The following is a 13,048-nucleotide window of genomic DNA, read 5'->3' on the forward strand; positions in this document are numbered from 1 at the left end:
GATTAATCCTTGGTCACGCGGTTGACTTCTTCGAGACTGGTGATGCCTTGCATGGCCTTCAGCAGTCCCGAAGTGCGCAGATCGTTGAAGCCTTCTTTGCGGGCCTGTTCGGCGATCTGAATGGAGTTGCCTTCCTCCATGATAATCCGCTGCAGGGCTGGCGTGATTTTAACCACTTCATAAATACCCAAGCGTCCTTTGTATCCACCCTTGCAATTGTCGCACCCGACCGGTGAATACAATTTGAAGGTTCCGATCTTTTCTTCCGGGAAGCCTTCATGGAGCAGGGCTTCCCGCGGAACGTCGTGTTCCTTCTTGCAGTGCGGGCAGAGCTTGCGAGCCAGGCGCTGGGCGATGATGAGGTTGGTCGACGTTGCCAAGTTGAAGGAGGCGACGCCCATGTTCAGCAGGCGGGTCAGGGTTTCCGCGGCGCTGTTGGTATGCAGGGTGGACATTACCATGTGGCCGGTCTGGGCGGCCTTGATGGCAATCTCAGCGGTTTCCAGATCGCGGATCTCGCCGACCATGATCACGTCCGGGTCCTGGCGCAGGAAGGCACGCAGCGCCTGGGCGAAGTCCATGCCCTGGCGCGGGTTGACGTTGACCTGGTTGATGCCTTCCAGGTTGATCTCCACCGGGTCTTCGGCGGTGGAGATGTTGATATCCGGGGTGTTGAGGATGTTCAGGCCGGTATACAACGATACCGTCTTGCCCGAGCCGGTCGGACCGGTCACCAGGATCATGCCCTGCGGCTGCTTGAGGGCGTCCAGGTAGAGCTGCTTCTGCGCCTCTTCATAGCCCAGGGCATCGATACCCATCTGCGCGCTGGACGAGTCGAGTATCCGCATCACGATTTTCTCGCCCCACAGCGTGGGCAGGGTGTTGACACGGAAGTCGATGGACTTGGACTTGGACACTCGCATCTTGATCCGGCCGTCCTGGGGTTTGCGGCGTTCGGAGATGTCCAGGCCCGCCATGACCTTCAGGCGCGCGGAAATACGGCTGGCCAGTTGGATCGGCGGCTTGGCGGTTTCATGCAGCATGCCGTCTGTACGAAAGCGGACGCGATAGATCTTTTCGTAAGGCTCGAAGTGCAGGTCGGATGAACCGCCCTTGATGGCGTCGAGCAGCATCTTGTTGACGAATCGTACGACTGGCGCATCGTCTGCATCCCCGCCCACATCGTCGTCTCGGGAAGGCGCGTTACCGCCCTCAACGTCGATATTCTCCAGATCGATATCGCCCAGATCATCAAGGCCGCCCGTTACGCTCTCATACAGTTTCTCGATAGCGTCACCAAGCTTGTCATCGTCGACCAGAATCGCTTCGGTGGTGAGCCCTGTGCTGAATTGGATGTCTGTGATTGCTTGATGGTTGGTCGGGTCTGAGACCCCCACGAACAGCTTGTTTCCGCGCTTCCACAGGGGAAGGGCGCGGTGCTGGCGAACCAGCTTTTCGGACACCAGTTCCTTCGGAAAACTCTCACGATCAAAGCCGCTAATATCACAGTAAGCCACGCCAAATTGCTCGGCGGCCAGCTCGGTCAATGGACGGCTTTTGACCAGCTTGTTCTGTACCAGATAGGTCACTAGCGACAATTTGTTGCGCTGGGCCTGCTCCAGGGCCTGCCGGGCACTTTTCTCATCGAGCAGCTGAAATTGCACCAGCTGACGAGCGAGCCCAGACAGTACGACTTGATCGTTCATGGGAAACAACCAGATAAGAGTTTCAAGCCTTATAACGCAGATGCGGAAAGGTGCCAAATCAGACGCTAGGTGGTGTCAAAAATTGTCAGTTCTTGCGTAATTTCGCGCCCGAGAAAACGAAACAGCCTACGAGCGCCACTGGTTCTGATGTGGTGATCTTGGCATGGAATCTGCTTGCGTTGTTGTTAGGTCCTAAGACCGGAACCTAAACACTGGAGAGAATTATGAAGGCTCAAAAAGGTTTCACTCTGATTGAATTGATGATTGTTGTCGCAATCATCGGCATTCTGGCCGCCGTGGCCATTCCGCAATACCAGGACTACACCATCAAGGCCAAGGTCGGGAACGCACTGACTGCTGGTGACTCGCTGAAGACTGCTGTTGCCTTGTGTGCACAGGAAGCGGGTGGTGTACTGACCTCCTGTGATGACGGTGCTGCTGGTATTCCGACCTTTACCGCGACCAAGGAAGTTGCGAGCGCCACCGTTACCGATGGTGTGATTGTACTGACCCTGGGTACTGGCATTGGTACTGGTGTGGATGGTCAGACCATCACCATGACTCCGACTTCCACCGCTGGCGGAAGCGCACTGACCTGGGCCAACTCTACTTCTGTGTCCAACACCGTTGCCTCTGGTGCGATCACCAAGAACAATATCGCTGCTGCTGCTCCTAGCCCGTAATATTGCTCGAGAAGATGCGCCGCCTTGCGGCGCATTTTTTTTGGAAGAAATAAAATAATGGCAAAAGAAAAGAGCCTTTTTTCACCAAAAATTGACTTCTTAATGATTGGAGGGCTTTCAATATTCTGCTATCCGCTGTTTGTTTTGTTTCGCGGACAGCTTAATAGCGCGGATGTTGCCTGGTGGGCACTGGTTCTGGCTTTTTTTATCAATGGACCTCACTTTCTCGTAAGTTACCAGATATTCTATATCAGCAAATTCAAGCTGTTGTTCAGTGATATCTCTGCGCTCTTCGTGGGGGTCATTGTTCCTGTGCTCTTGATAGTGTTGTTGATTTTTGGTTTTGTGGTGTTCAGCAAGGCTGTATTTGTCTACCTGTTATATGCGATGATTTTTTTGGTTGGCTGGCACTACGTGAAGCAGGCTTACGGATGCTTTGTGGTTTATTCGGGAGGGCAGGGGGTTAGATTTTCCAGTCTAGAGCTAAAGGCGATCAAGTACTCTCTTTTTCCGCTCTGGTGGGCCTCTTATTCATTTTTCTTTGCTACTGTAGGCGATGGTGATTATTGGGGGCTGAAATATCAGTCGCCTATCGATTTCGATCTTCAGTTGATTAGTGAAGTGCTTTCCTTGGGTAGCGCTTCCCTGATGCTGGTAATACTGCTTCGTCGCCGGATCTTAAGGCTTCCGCTTCCGGGTGTTGTTGCGTTGACCCCGCTTGCGGCAATTTACCTGTGGCTGGCTCCAGTGTTCAACGATGCGAGCTTCCTCTATCTGGTGCCTCTCTTTCATTCACTGCAGTATCTGCTTTTTAGTGGCGCCTATACCCGAGGGCGCGCTCGGGATACGGGTAAGGAAAAGAAGGGGCTTCTCCATTGGTGGGGTTTTGCCTTCTGCGCGGCTGCAATTTACTTCTATCTTCTCCCTAACTGGCTGGATAGTGCTCGCGGCCCAGGAGAGATTTCGCCGGCTCTCTTCATGGTTGCGTTTCTTTTGTTTGTAAATATTCATCATTACTTCCTGGATAGCGTGATCTGGCGTGGTGCGAACGCCGAGGTCAGGAAGTACGTGGTCATGAGTTGAGGGCATCCAGTTGGAACTAATCGAGAGGTTGGCAAATTATCTCTGGAGTTATAGGGTTTTCCGAATTGGCGCAAGATTGATAGTTCTTGTGTTGATCGCTGGCTTTGTGGTTTCCGCTGTGCAGGCTTTTATGCTGCACGGTACGGCAAATTACTTGGTTCTCCTCGTGGGAGAGATGCTTACCCTTGTTTTGGTGATTTCTGCTCGAGGAGCGCGGGAGGTTAGGCTTTCTGTGGTTTCTATGGCAGCTGCCTTTATGGGGAGCTTTTATTATTTATTTTTCAGCTTCAGTGTCCATTCGGAAAGTCTAGTTCCGTTGCAGGTGGCCGAAACGCTCCAAGTCGCCGGCGTTCTCTTTCAGATTTTTGCCAAGCTCAGTTTGGGGCGCAGCTTTGGCCTTGTGCCGGCTAATAGGGCTGTTGTAACGGGAGGTGCCTATCAACTGGTAAGGCACCCCATCTACTTAGGTTATTTCGTTGCTCACATGGGTTTTCTGTTGGGAGCCTTCAGTCTGCATAATCTTATCGTTCTGGTTTTTCTGTATGGAGTCCAATTTGTACGAATCGTCGAGGAGGAGAAGGTGCTTAAGCTGGATCCCCTCTATCAAGATTATATGACTCGAACTCGTTGGCGATTTCTGCCGGGCATTTTTTGAGGCTTGGAGTCGTCAGCTGATTCAGTAGAAGTAGGGTTGCGTTTTTCTCGGGTATGCATCAGTCTTTCGCCCCGCCGCCGGTGTAGCTCAGTCGGTAGAGCAGCTCATTCGTAATGAGAAGGTCGGGGGTTCGATTCCTCTTACCGGCACCATCTTCAGCAAAAAGCCCCGCTTTCGAGCGGGGCTTTTTGTTTTCCGGCTGGACGAAAAGTCAGGCGTAGCCGCTGGGATTCTGGCTCTGCCAGTTCCAGGCGTCGCGGCACATGTCTTCGATGTCGCGGGCGGCGCTCCAGCGCAGTTCTGCGCCGGCCAGGGACGGGTCGGCGTGGTAGCTGGCGATGTCGCCATCGCGGCGGGGCAGGAACTGGAAGGGCAGTTCGCGGCCGCAGGCCTTTTCGTAGGCGTGGATGATTTCCAGCACGCTGTAGCCACGGCCGGTGCCGATGTTGAAGGCCTTCGCGCCGCTGGCGCCGTCCAGCCAGCGCAGGGCGCTGAGGTGGGCGTTGGCCAGGTCGACGACGTGCAGGTAGTCGCGCACCCCGGTGCCGTCCGGGGTGGGGTAGTCGTTGCCGAACACGCGAATGAACGGCTGCTTGCCGGTGGCGACCTGGGACACGTAAGGCATCAGGTTGTTGGGGATGCCGTTGGGGTCTTCGCCGATGCGTCCGCTGGCGTGGGCGCCCACCGGGTTGAAGTAGCGCAGGATGGCCATGGTCCACTGCGGATCGGCGTGGGCGATGTCGCGCAGGGCGATTTCCGCCATCAGCTTGGACTGGCCGTAGGGGCTGGCCGGGCCGGTGGGGGCGTCCTCGCGGATTGGGCTTTCGGCGGCCAGGCCGTAGACCGTGGCAGAGGAACTATAGATGAAGCGCTTCACGCCATGGCGCTGCATGACCTGGCAAAGCGTGACGGTGCCGGTGAAATTGATCTGGTAGTAGGCGATCGGGTCGGTCACCGACTCGGCGACGGACTTGACGCCGGCAAGGTGGATCGCCGCGTCGATGCTGTACTCGCTGAATAACCGGTCGAGGATGGCTTCGTCGCGGATATCGCCCTTGACGAAGGGAATGCCCTGGCCGGTGAGCTGCTCGATGCGCTGCAGCGGGGTGGGCGAGCTGTTGCTCAGGTTGTCGAGCACGACGGGCTGATACCCCTGCTCGATCAGTTCCAGACAGATGTGGGAGCCGATATAGCCGCAGCCCCCGGTCAGCAGAATCTTGCCCGCCATTGCGCCAGTGCCTCCTTTCGCCAGCTGTAGGAAAGAGCCTGAGAGAATTCAGGCGCTTTGCTAGAAGCGTAGGCGAGGGAGGACAGGCGCGCCTGTCAGGGGATTACAGGCTCAGCCGCATCGACAGATCCAGCGCCTTGACGTCCTTGGTCAGGGCGCCGATGGAGATGTAGTCCACTCCGGTCTCGGCGATGGTGCGCAGGGTGCTCTCGGTGATGCCGCCCGAGGCCTCCAGTTTGGCGCGGCCAGCGGTGAGGGCGACGGCGGTGCGCATGTCTTCCAGGCTCAGCTCGTCGAGCATGACGATATCGGCGCCGGCCGCCAGCGCCTGGCGCAGCTCGTCCAGGTCTTCCACTTCGATCTCCACCGGCTTGCCGGGGGCGATCTGCTGGGCCGCTGCGATGGCCTGGGCGATCCCACCGCAGGCAGCGATGTGGTTTTCCTTGATCAGGAATGCGTCGTACAGGCCGATACGGTGGTTATGGCAGCCGCCGCAGGTGATCGCGTACTTCTGCGCCAGGCGCAGGCCGGGCAGGGTCTTGCGGGTGTCGAGCAGCTTCACGCCGGTGCCGTCCACCAGGTCGGCATAGTGGCGGGCGCGAGTGGCGGTGCCGGAGAGCAGCTGAAGGAAGTTCAGCGCACTGCGTTCGCCGGTCAGCAGGGCGCGGGCCGGGCCTTCCAGGGTGAACAGGGTCTGGTCGGCGCTGACCTGCTCGCCGTCGCGGACCTGCCATTTCACCTGCACGCGCGGGTCGACCTGGCGGAATACCTCGTCGACCCAGGCGGTGCCGGCGAGGGTGGCGTTCTCGCGGGTGATGATGCGGGCGCTGGCGTCGCGCTCGGCGGGGATCAGCTGGGCGGTGATGTCGCCGCTGCCGACGTCTTCGGCCAGGGCGGCGCGGACGTTGGCCTGGATTTCCCCGGAAAGCTCGGCGAGGGTGAGGTTCGGCATGGAAAGCTCCTGTTCGCAGTGGCGCGATTATACGGGCGACAGCGCGCGGCGTGCAGGGCAGGGTGTTTTTTGGATCGTCGTACAATCTGTCGGACGGACGGCGGGCGCTTCAGTGTGAAATTCTTCAAGAATGCGTGAAATGTCTCTTGGTTGTGTAAGAAGCTTCCCTATAATGACGTTGAACCTTTCCGCTTTTTGACGCCACTAAATTGACGTTACGGATGACGCTTCGATGACTGTTGGTGCCGCCAGACAGATCTGACGGCAGGAGACTTGCGATGCAGAACGACGCGAACGTAGTGCCGCTGAACAAGTCGGCCACGGAAACCTCGCAGACTTCGTTCGCTGGACGCGTTCCGGCGGGGCTCGTCGCTGTCCGCGACAAGGTCGCCGTCCAGTTGCGTCATGCCATGCAGGCCCTGTTCGACAACGCCGACGACACCCTGTTCGAGATGGCCGACCGCGCCGCCAATAACGCTGAACAGAGTGCCTACTTCGAAGCCATGCGCGACCTGCGCCTCAAGCGCAAGGGCATCGAGCGCGGCTTCCTGCAGAAGGTCTTCGAAAGCTTCGCCAACCTGAACCAGTACGAGATCGGCCGCGCGCCGGTGCTGGACACGGTTTCCTACGAGAATCTCACCCTGGTGCAGAACGACGAGCTGGAAGAGTCCGTCGCCCTGGACGCCATGGTCGCCAAGGTGGTGAGCCGCGACGGTGTCGCCCTCACGCACCTCACCACCCGCTTCAACACCCTGGTCAGCAAGAAGGTCGAGGACAAGACCAATCCCCTCGGTCCGCGCCAGCTCTGCGAGGCCTTCCTTGAAGCCTGCCGTGGCCTGGGCGTGGAGATCAAGGTCAAGCTGATCATCCTCAAGCTCTTCGAGAAGTACGTGCTGGCCGACGCCGAGCACCTGTATGCGGAAGCCAACCAGACGCTGATTGCCCTGGGTGTGCTGCCGGAGCTGAAGTCCGTCCCGCTGCGCCGCCCGCCGCAACGTACCGTGGCCAGCAGCCAGGGTGCCGCGCCAGCCTCTGCCGCCGCCGAAGCGGGCGAGCAGGGTGCCGGCCAGTACATGGACGCCGACAGCCAGGCCGCCTTCGCCGCCTTGCGCGATCTGCTCTCCGGAGTCCGCGGCAGTGCTGCCCCCGCACGCCCCATGCCGGCTGATGCCGTGCCGATTTCCAGTAACGATCTGATGCGCCTGCTGTCCCACCTGCAGTCGCATCTGCCGGCGCAGAGCATCGACGAGATCGACGTGCGCCAGCACCTGGATCACCTGCTGACCCGCGTCAGCAGCAAGAGTGGCCGTTCCCGTGTGGTTGGCCAGGTGGACGAGGACGTCATCAACCTCGTCTCCATGCTCTTCGAATTCATCCTCGACGACCGCACCCTGCCGGATTCGCTCAAGGCCCTGATCGGCCGCATGCAGATCCCGATGCTCAAGGTTGCCGTCCTCGACAAGAACTTCTTCAGCCGTGGCAGCCACCCGGCGCGTCGCCTGCTCAACGAGATCGCCTCGGCCGCCCTGGGCTGGGCCGAGCAGTCCGATGGCCAGCGCGATCACCTGTACCAGAAGATCGAGCAGGTGGTGATGCGCCTGCTGAATGACTTCGTCGACGACCCGGCGATCTTCTCCGAGCTGCTCGACGAGTTCATCTCCTTCACCGGCGACGAGCGCCGTCGCAGCGACCTGCTGGAGCAACGCACCCGCGACGCCGAGGAAGGCCGCGCGCGCGCCGAGCTGGCCCGTCAGGACGTGGAAGGTGTGCTCAACGCGCGTCTGTTGGGTCGCACCCTCCCCGAAGTGGTGGTGCGCCTGCTGCAGGAGGCCTGGAGCCAGGTCCTGCTGCTCACCTGCCTGAAGCACGGCACTCACTCCAGCGAGTGGGAAGCCGCGCTGGCGACCATGGACGATCTGATCTGGAGCGTGGAGCCCCACGAAGATCCGGATTCCCGTCTGCGCCTGCTGGAAATGGTCCCGCAGCTGCTCAAGTCGCTGCGCGAAGGCCTGGCTTCGGCCGCCTTCGATCCGTTCTCCACCGGTGAGTTCTTCAGCCGTCTGGAAGGGCTGCATGTGCAGGCCTTCCAGCGCTACAAGCAGGTCGAGGAAGCGCCGCTGCTCGATCTGGAAGACGACCTGCCGCTGCTCGACGACCCGCTGGACGCACCGGCAACCGTTGCATCTGCCCCTGCACAGGCGGCCATGGTGGCGGTGGTCGAGGAGATCGTCCTGGCCTCGCCGGAGCCGGCCCGTGCGGTCGAGCCCGAGGAGGTCTTTGCCGACGACGACGAGTCGCTGCGCAAGGTCGATGAGCTGCGTGTCGGCAGCTGGGTGGAAATCCAGGAAGACGAAGAGCACAAGCTGCGCTGCAAGCTGGCCGCGGTGATCCGCCCGAGCGGTCGCTACATTTTCGTCAACCGCACCGGCATGAAGGTGCTGGAGAAAACCCGCATGAGCCTGGCCGTCGAGTTCCGCCGCAACGCCGTGCGCCTGCTCGACGACGCGCTGCTGTTCGACCGTGCCCTGGAGTCGGTGATCGGCAACCTGCGCCGCCTGAAGAACGCCTGAGCCCGCTGGCCGCGTGCCAGCGAGTTCATTTCCCCCGTCGCCTGCTTTAGAGTGGGGCTCTGCCAAGGAGTCTCCATGCAGATCGACCCCGAATCCGGCTGGTGCCTCGACGCCCAGCGCTGCCCTTCGCCGAACTTCAATGCCCGTCCCGATGGCGAGCAAGTCTCGCTGCTGGTCATCCACAACATCAGTCTGCCGCCCGGCCAGTTCGGTACCTGCAAGGTGCAGGAGTTCTTCCAGAACCGCCTGGACGCCGATGAGCACCCGTACTTCGCCAGCATCTGCAGCCTGACCGTCTCGGCGCATTTCCTCATCGAGCGCGACGGTTCGCTGTTCCAGTTCGTCTCCTGCAACGCGCGCGCCTGGCATGCCGGCGTGTCGCGCTTCGACGGCCGGGAGAACTGCAACGACTTTTCCATCGGCATCGAGCTGGAAGGCACCGATACCGAGCCCTACAGCGACCGCCAGTATGAAGTGCTGGCGCAGCTGACCCGGCAGTTGCGCAAGGTGTACCCGGCCATCAGCGCAGAGCGCATCCAGGGTCACTGCGATATAGCCCCCGAGCGCAAGACCGACCCGGGCGAGGCGTTCGACTGGACGCGCTACTTTGCCGATATTGGCGCCGGCCTGAAGAAGGAGCCGACATGAGTTTCCTGGTGCTGTTGCTGGTCCTGCTGGTCGAGAAGTTCTCCGGTTGGCGCGCCAAGGTACAGCGTGATGGCTGGTGGCTCGGCTGGCTGGATACCGTGGGCGGCGTGAAGTCGCTGGTGGCACAACCCTGGTTCGGCCTGCTGGTGGCAATCCTGCCGCCGCTGCTGTTGCTGGCGCTGCTGCTGACCCTTCTCGAACCGGTCGCCTATGGCCTGCTGGCGCTGCCGGTGCAGTTGCTGGTGGTGGTCTGGAGCCTGGGGCGTGGTGACGTGCTGCGCGCCATCGGACCGTTCCGCGATGCCTGGCGCCGCGAGGATGCCCAGGCCGCCTACCATGTCGCCGAGCGCGACCTGGGCGTACAGGTGCAGGCCGATGGCGACGATGACCTGCTGGCGGTGGTGCAGGGCACCCTGGTGTGGGAGGCCTACCAGGCCTTCTTCGCCGTGATCTTCTGGTACGCGCTGCTTGGCCCGGTGGCCGCGCTGGCCTACCGGCTGCTCGCCATTGCCGCCGAGCAGGCGCGCCAGCCGGAACTGCGCGAACGCGCCGCGCAACTGCGACACGCCTTCGACTGGCTGCCGTCGCGTGCGCTGGTGCTGAGTTTCGCCCTGGTGGGCAACTTCGTCGCGGTAACCCGCACCCTGCTGCACGACCTGCTGGCCTGGGACGTCCCTGCCGCTCGTCTGCTGGCCCGCGCCGGTTACGTCGCCGAAGACTTCAACGAAGGCGGCCTGGGCGCCAAGGGCGTCGCCAGCCTGGATGCGCTGTGGCAGCTGCTGGTGCGCTCTGCCGTGCTCTGGTACGCCATCTTCGCGATCTGGACGCTGCTGCTCTGAGCCCGCGGATCGGGCCGGCGTCCGCCGGTCCGGTGATGGCATTTTAACCTTAAGTTACAGAACTCCCCGCCGATATCAGGTACACATCGAAACCCAGGCGTGAGGTGACGGTCGCTGCATGACAGTGACCGGCCGGTGAGCGCTCGTGGCGACAGCCCGTCCAGGGGCGCGCCGTACCATCCCCGACAAGCGACATAACAATAACGGGAACAGGAGACGTCTTTCGTGAGGACCGTGCTCTATCCGGCCATCGCGCTGATGAACCGTCTGAGCTTCGGCATGAAGTTCAGCCTGATCAGTGTGCTGTTCTTTCTGCCGATGCTGATTACCAACTTCTATCTGGTGCGCGACTCCTACGGGCAGTTCGTCAGTACCCGCGCCGAACTGGAGAGCCTCCAGCTGATCGGCAACGGGCTGCAGGTGCGCCGCCACCTCGAGTCCTACAACGACCTGTTGCAGATCAACGGGACGCTGGGCCAATCGAGCAAGGCCGCCGGCCTCGATTCGCGCATCAGCCAGTTGCACAAGGACCTGCAGGCGCAGATCGGCGCCCTGCAACCGGTGACCCAGGATGCCGAGCAGATCACCGAGTTCAACGCCAAGCGCGACGAGCTGCTGGCCAGCCTGAAGGCCGTCGACGCCGAGGGTTCGCTGCAGAGCAAGTCGGCTATGGCCGCGCGCCTGCTCAGCGAAGTCCAGGTGTTCAACAAGCTGCTGGTGTCCCAGGCCGGCCTCAGCCAGGACGACGCCCGCGACCTGCGTCAGCTTGCCGAGCTGATTACCTCCGGCACCCCGCAAGTGACCGAAACCCTCAGCCAGGGCCGCACCATGGGCGCTGGCGCGCTGGGGCAGGGGTTCCTCAATTCCTCCACCAGCAGCAAGCTGGACGACCTGCTGCAGGAGCTGGAAAAGCTCCACGCCGAGTACGGCCTCAAGCTGCAGGATGCCCTGGGCGCCAGCCCGGCCGCGCAGAGCGCGTTATCTGCCGACGCCCAGGCCAGCCGCGAAACCATCAAGAGCATGGGCAAGCTGTTCGAGGACAAGGTGGTGATGGCCGACACCCTCGACACGCCCTGGGCGGAGTTCTACGAGCAGGTGAGCAAGGCGATGGAGCAGACCTATCGCCTGGATGACCATGTCCTGCAGTTCGTCGACGGCGCGCTGCAGGCGCGCCTGGCCAGCAAGCAGCGGCAGATGGTGCTGCTGGTCGTCGCGCTACTGGTGGTGTTCGTTTCCATCGTCTACCTCTACGGCGGCTTCTACGTCTCCACCCGCACCACGCTGAAGAGCCTGGGCAAGATGATGGAGCGGGTCGCTTCCGGCGACATGACCGTCAACTTCCAGGCCCAGAGCCGCGACGAGCTGGGTGAGCTGGGCGATGCCTTCAACCAGACCGTGTCGAAGATCCACGATCTGATCGAACAGGTCGGCCGGACCGTCAGCGAAGTGGAGCGGCAGACCGTGCGTGTGGAGTCGGTGTCCGCCGAGAGCAACCAGGCGGTGGCCGGCCAGCGCAACCAGATCGAGCAGGTCGCCACGGCGATGAACCAGATGGCCGCGACCGCCCAGGAAGTCGCGCGCAGCGCCGCCGTGGCGGTGGGCAGCGCGCACAACGTGAACCAGGAAACCACCAGCGGCCGCGCCCTGGTGGAATCCCAGGTGGGCAGTATCCAGCGACTGGCCGGCGAGATCGATGAATCGGTGGCGGTGATCAACCAGCTGGCCGCCGACAGCTCCTCCATCAGCCGCGTGCTGGACGTGATCAAGGGCATTGCCGAGCAGACCAACCTGCTGGCGCTCAATGCCGCCATCGAGGCCGCTCGTGCCGGTGAGCAGGGCAGGGGCTTCGCCGTGGTCGCGGACGAAGTGCGTACCCTGGCCAAGCGCACCCAGCAGTCCACCGAAGAGATCGAGCAGATGATCGCGCGCCTGCAGAACGGCGTGGGCGCGGCGGTGAAGGCCATGGGCAGCAGCCACCAGACCGCCGACGGCACCGTCAGCCAGTCGGCCCAGGTGCAGCAGGCGCTGGAGAACATCCTGCAGGCGGTGGGCGCCATCGTCGACCAGAACCAGCAGATCGCTGCCGCTGCCGAGCAGCAGACCGCCGTGGCCCATGATATCGACCAGAACATCGTCGAGATCAACCAGGCCGGCGAGCGTACTTCCGAAGGCGCCAGCGAGACCGAACGTGCCAGCCGTGAACTGGCTGGGCAGGTGGTGGAACTCAAGCGGCTGATCGGCGCGTTCCGCGTCTGATCGTCACTGACGCCGGGGCGGCTGCTGTGAGCCGCCCCGTTACCAGGTTTTCGCCAGCAGGCCGATGCCCGTGGGTCGCACGGATGCACCCCATCTCACGGGCATCGGTTTGTCGGTGAATCACCGACTTCCTGTAGGAGCGGGCCATGCCCGCGATCCGTCGGCAGGGCCGGCGCCTGCTTCCGCGCCAATGTTGATCTTGAATTGCTGCGTCGACGTGGGGGTTTCTGCGCCGCTTCAGCGTGCGCGGATGACTTGGGTTTCGCCCCCTCGGGCGACCTACTTTGGAAAGACGGATGGCCGCCCCACCCAAAGTAGGCAAAGGTCTTGCCCCTCCATCCGGTTTTTCGCTTAGGCGAAAAATTCCCTCGTTGAATCGAAGTTTCAGGGGCACGCCACGACGGGCCATCCCTGGCCCATCGTGGCTC

The 13,048-nt window shown here is 61.4% G+C and carries 10 protein-coding genes, 1 tRNA gene and 1 pseudogene; 9 read left to right on the plus strand and 3 right to left on the minus strand.

The window, feature by feature from the left end; genetic code table 11:
• Positions 1-2: 2 nt before the first annotated feature.
• Positions 3-1,706: a type IV-A pilus assembly ATPase PilB gene (gene pilB / locus J2T47_RS17920; protein ID WP_253449470.1), complete on the minus strand. Its 1,704-nt coding sequence runs from the start codon at positions 1,704-1,706 to the stop codon at positions 3-5.
• 224 nt (positions 1,707-1,930) lie between these two features.
• Between pilB and J2T47_RS29240 the strand changes: the two genes are divergently transcribed.
• The 4 genes from J2T47_RS29240 to J2T47_RS17945 all read left to right on the plus strand — a co-directional run bounded on the left by J2T47_RS29240 (position 1,931) and on the right by J2T47_RS17945 (position 4,279).
• Complete coding sequence (locus tag J2T47_RS29240) at positions 1,931-2,389, plus strand: pilin (protein ID WP_301295592.1); 459 nt, start codon at positions 1,931-1,933, stop codon at positions 2,387-2,389.
• 57 nt (positions 2,390-2,446) lie between these two features.
• Positions 2,447-3,472, plus strand: coding sequence for a hypothetical protein (locus J2T47_RS17935; RefSeq protein ID WP_253449473.1), 1,026 nt, complete (start codon positions 2,447-2,449; stop codon positions 3,470-3,472).
• A gap of 88 nt (positions 3,473-3,560) precedes the next feature.
• On the plus strand, positions 3,561-4,127 hold the full coding sequence (locus J2T47_RS17940) for a methyltransferase family protein (RefSeq protein ID WP_253449476.1): 567 nt from the start codon (positions 3,561-3,563) through the stop codon (positions 4,125-4,127).
• A 76-nt stretch (positions 4,128-4,203) separates the two neighbouring features.
• Positions 4,204-4,279 (plus strand) — tRNA-Thr (locus J2T47_RS17945).
• Between the two features lie 59 nt (positions 4,280-4,338).
• Here J2T47_RS17945 and galE read toward each other — a convergent pair.
• On the minus strand, positions 4,339-5,355 hold the full coding sequence (gene galE / locus J2T47_RS17950; RefSeq protein ID WP_253449479.1) for a UDP-glucose 4-epimerase GalE: 1,017 nt from the start codon (positions 5,353-5,355) through the stop codon (positions 4,339-4,341).
• 103 nt (positions 5,356-5,458) lie between these two features.
• Positions 5,459-6,307 carry a carboxylating nicotinate-nucleotide diphosphorylase gene (gene nadC / locus J2T47_RS17955; protein ID WP_253449482.1) on the minus strand — a complete coding sequence of 283 codons (849 nt, stop codon included), beginning with the start codon at positions 6,305-6,307 and terminating at the stop codon, positions 5,459-5,461.
• 278 nt (positions 6,308-6,585) lie between these two features.
• On the opposite strand from nadC, the gene J2T47_RS17960 reads away from it, so the two are divergent.
• The 5 genes and pseudogenes from J2T47_RS17960 to J2T47_RS29470 all read left to right on the plus strand — a co-directional run bounded on the left by J2T47_RS17960 (position 6,586) and on the right by J2T47_RS29470 (position 12,620).
• A complete protein-coding gene (locus J2T47_RS17960) occupies positions 6,586-8,877 on the plus strand; it encodes a DUF1631 domain-containing protein (RefSeq protein ID WP_253449485.1) in 2,292 nt (763 codons plus the stop codon).
• A gap of 75 nt (positions 8,878-8,952) precedes the next feature.
• A complete protein-coding gene (gene ampD, locus J2T47_RS17965; protein WP_253449488.1) occupies positions 8,953-9,525 on the plus strand; it encodes a 1,6-anhydro-N-acetylmuramyl-L-alanine amidase AmpD in 573 nt (190 codons plus the stop codon).
• Entirely contained in the window at positions 9,522-10,364 is an 843-nt protein-coding gene (ampE, locus tag J2T47_RS17970) for a regulatory signaling modulator protein AmpE (protein ID WP_253449491.1), read from the plus strand. The genes ampD and ampE overlap by 4 nt, the downstream gene beginning before the upstream one ends.
• A 1,194-nt stretch (positions 10,365-11,558) precedes the next feature.
• Positions 11,559-11,762, plus strand: a pseudogene (locus J2T47_RS29465) (HAMP domain-containing protein); the annotation flags it as partial.
• 153 nt (positions 11,763-11,915) lie between these two features.
• Complete coding sequence (locus J2T47_RS29470; RefSeq protein ID WP_412547969.1) at positions 11,916-12,620, plus strand: methyl-accepting chemotaxis protein; 705 nt, start codon at positions 11,916-11,918, stop codon at positions 12,618-12,620.
• Positions 12,621-13,048 lie beyond the last annotated feature (428 nt).

Origin of the sequence: Pseudomonas nitroreducens (assembly GCF_024170165.1) — a bacterium.
Lineage (GTDB): Bacteria > Pseudomonadota > Gammaproteobacteria > Pseudomonadales > Pseudomonadaceae > Pseudomonas > Pseudomonas nitroreducens_C.

Bases quoted from the DNA above. Each gene is read 5' to 3' on its own strand.
- J2T47_RS29470 (WP_412547969.1), top strand. From the start codon at position 11,916: ATGGCCGCGACCGCCCAGGAAGTCGCGCGCAGCGCCGCCGTGGCGGTG.
- pilB (WP_253449470.1), bottom strand. From the start codon at position 1,706: ATGAACGATCAAGTCGTACTGTCTGGGCTCGCTCGTCAGCTGGTGCAA.
- galE (WP_253449479.1), bottom strand. From the start codon at position 5,355: ATGGCGGGCAAGATTCTGCTGACCGGGGGCTGCGGCTATATCGGCTCC.
- J2T47_RS29240 (WP_301295592.1), top strand. From the start codon at position 1,931: ATGAAGGCTCAAAAAGGTTTCACTCTGATTGAATTGATGATTGTTGTC.
- J2T47_RS17960 (WP_253449485.1), top strand. From the start codon at position 6,586: ATGCAGAACGACGCGAACGTAGTGCCGCTGAACAAGTCGGCCACGGAA.
- ampE (WP_253449491.1), top strand. From the start codon at position 9,522: ATGAGTTTCCTGGTGCTGTTGCTGGTCCTGCTGGTCGAGAAGTTCTCC.
- nadC (WP_253449482.1), bottom strand. From the start codon at position 6,307: ATGCCGAACCTCACCCTCGCCGAGCTTTCCGGGGAAATCCAGGCCAAC.
- ampD (WP_253449488.1), top strand. From the start codon at position 8,953: ATGCAGATCGACCCCGAATCCGGCTGGTGCCTCGACGCCCAGCGCTGC.
- J2T47_RS17935 (WP_253449473.1), top strand. From the start codon at position 2,447: ATGGCAAAAGAAAAGAGCCTTTTTTCACCAAAAATTGACTTCTTAATG.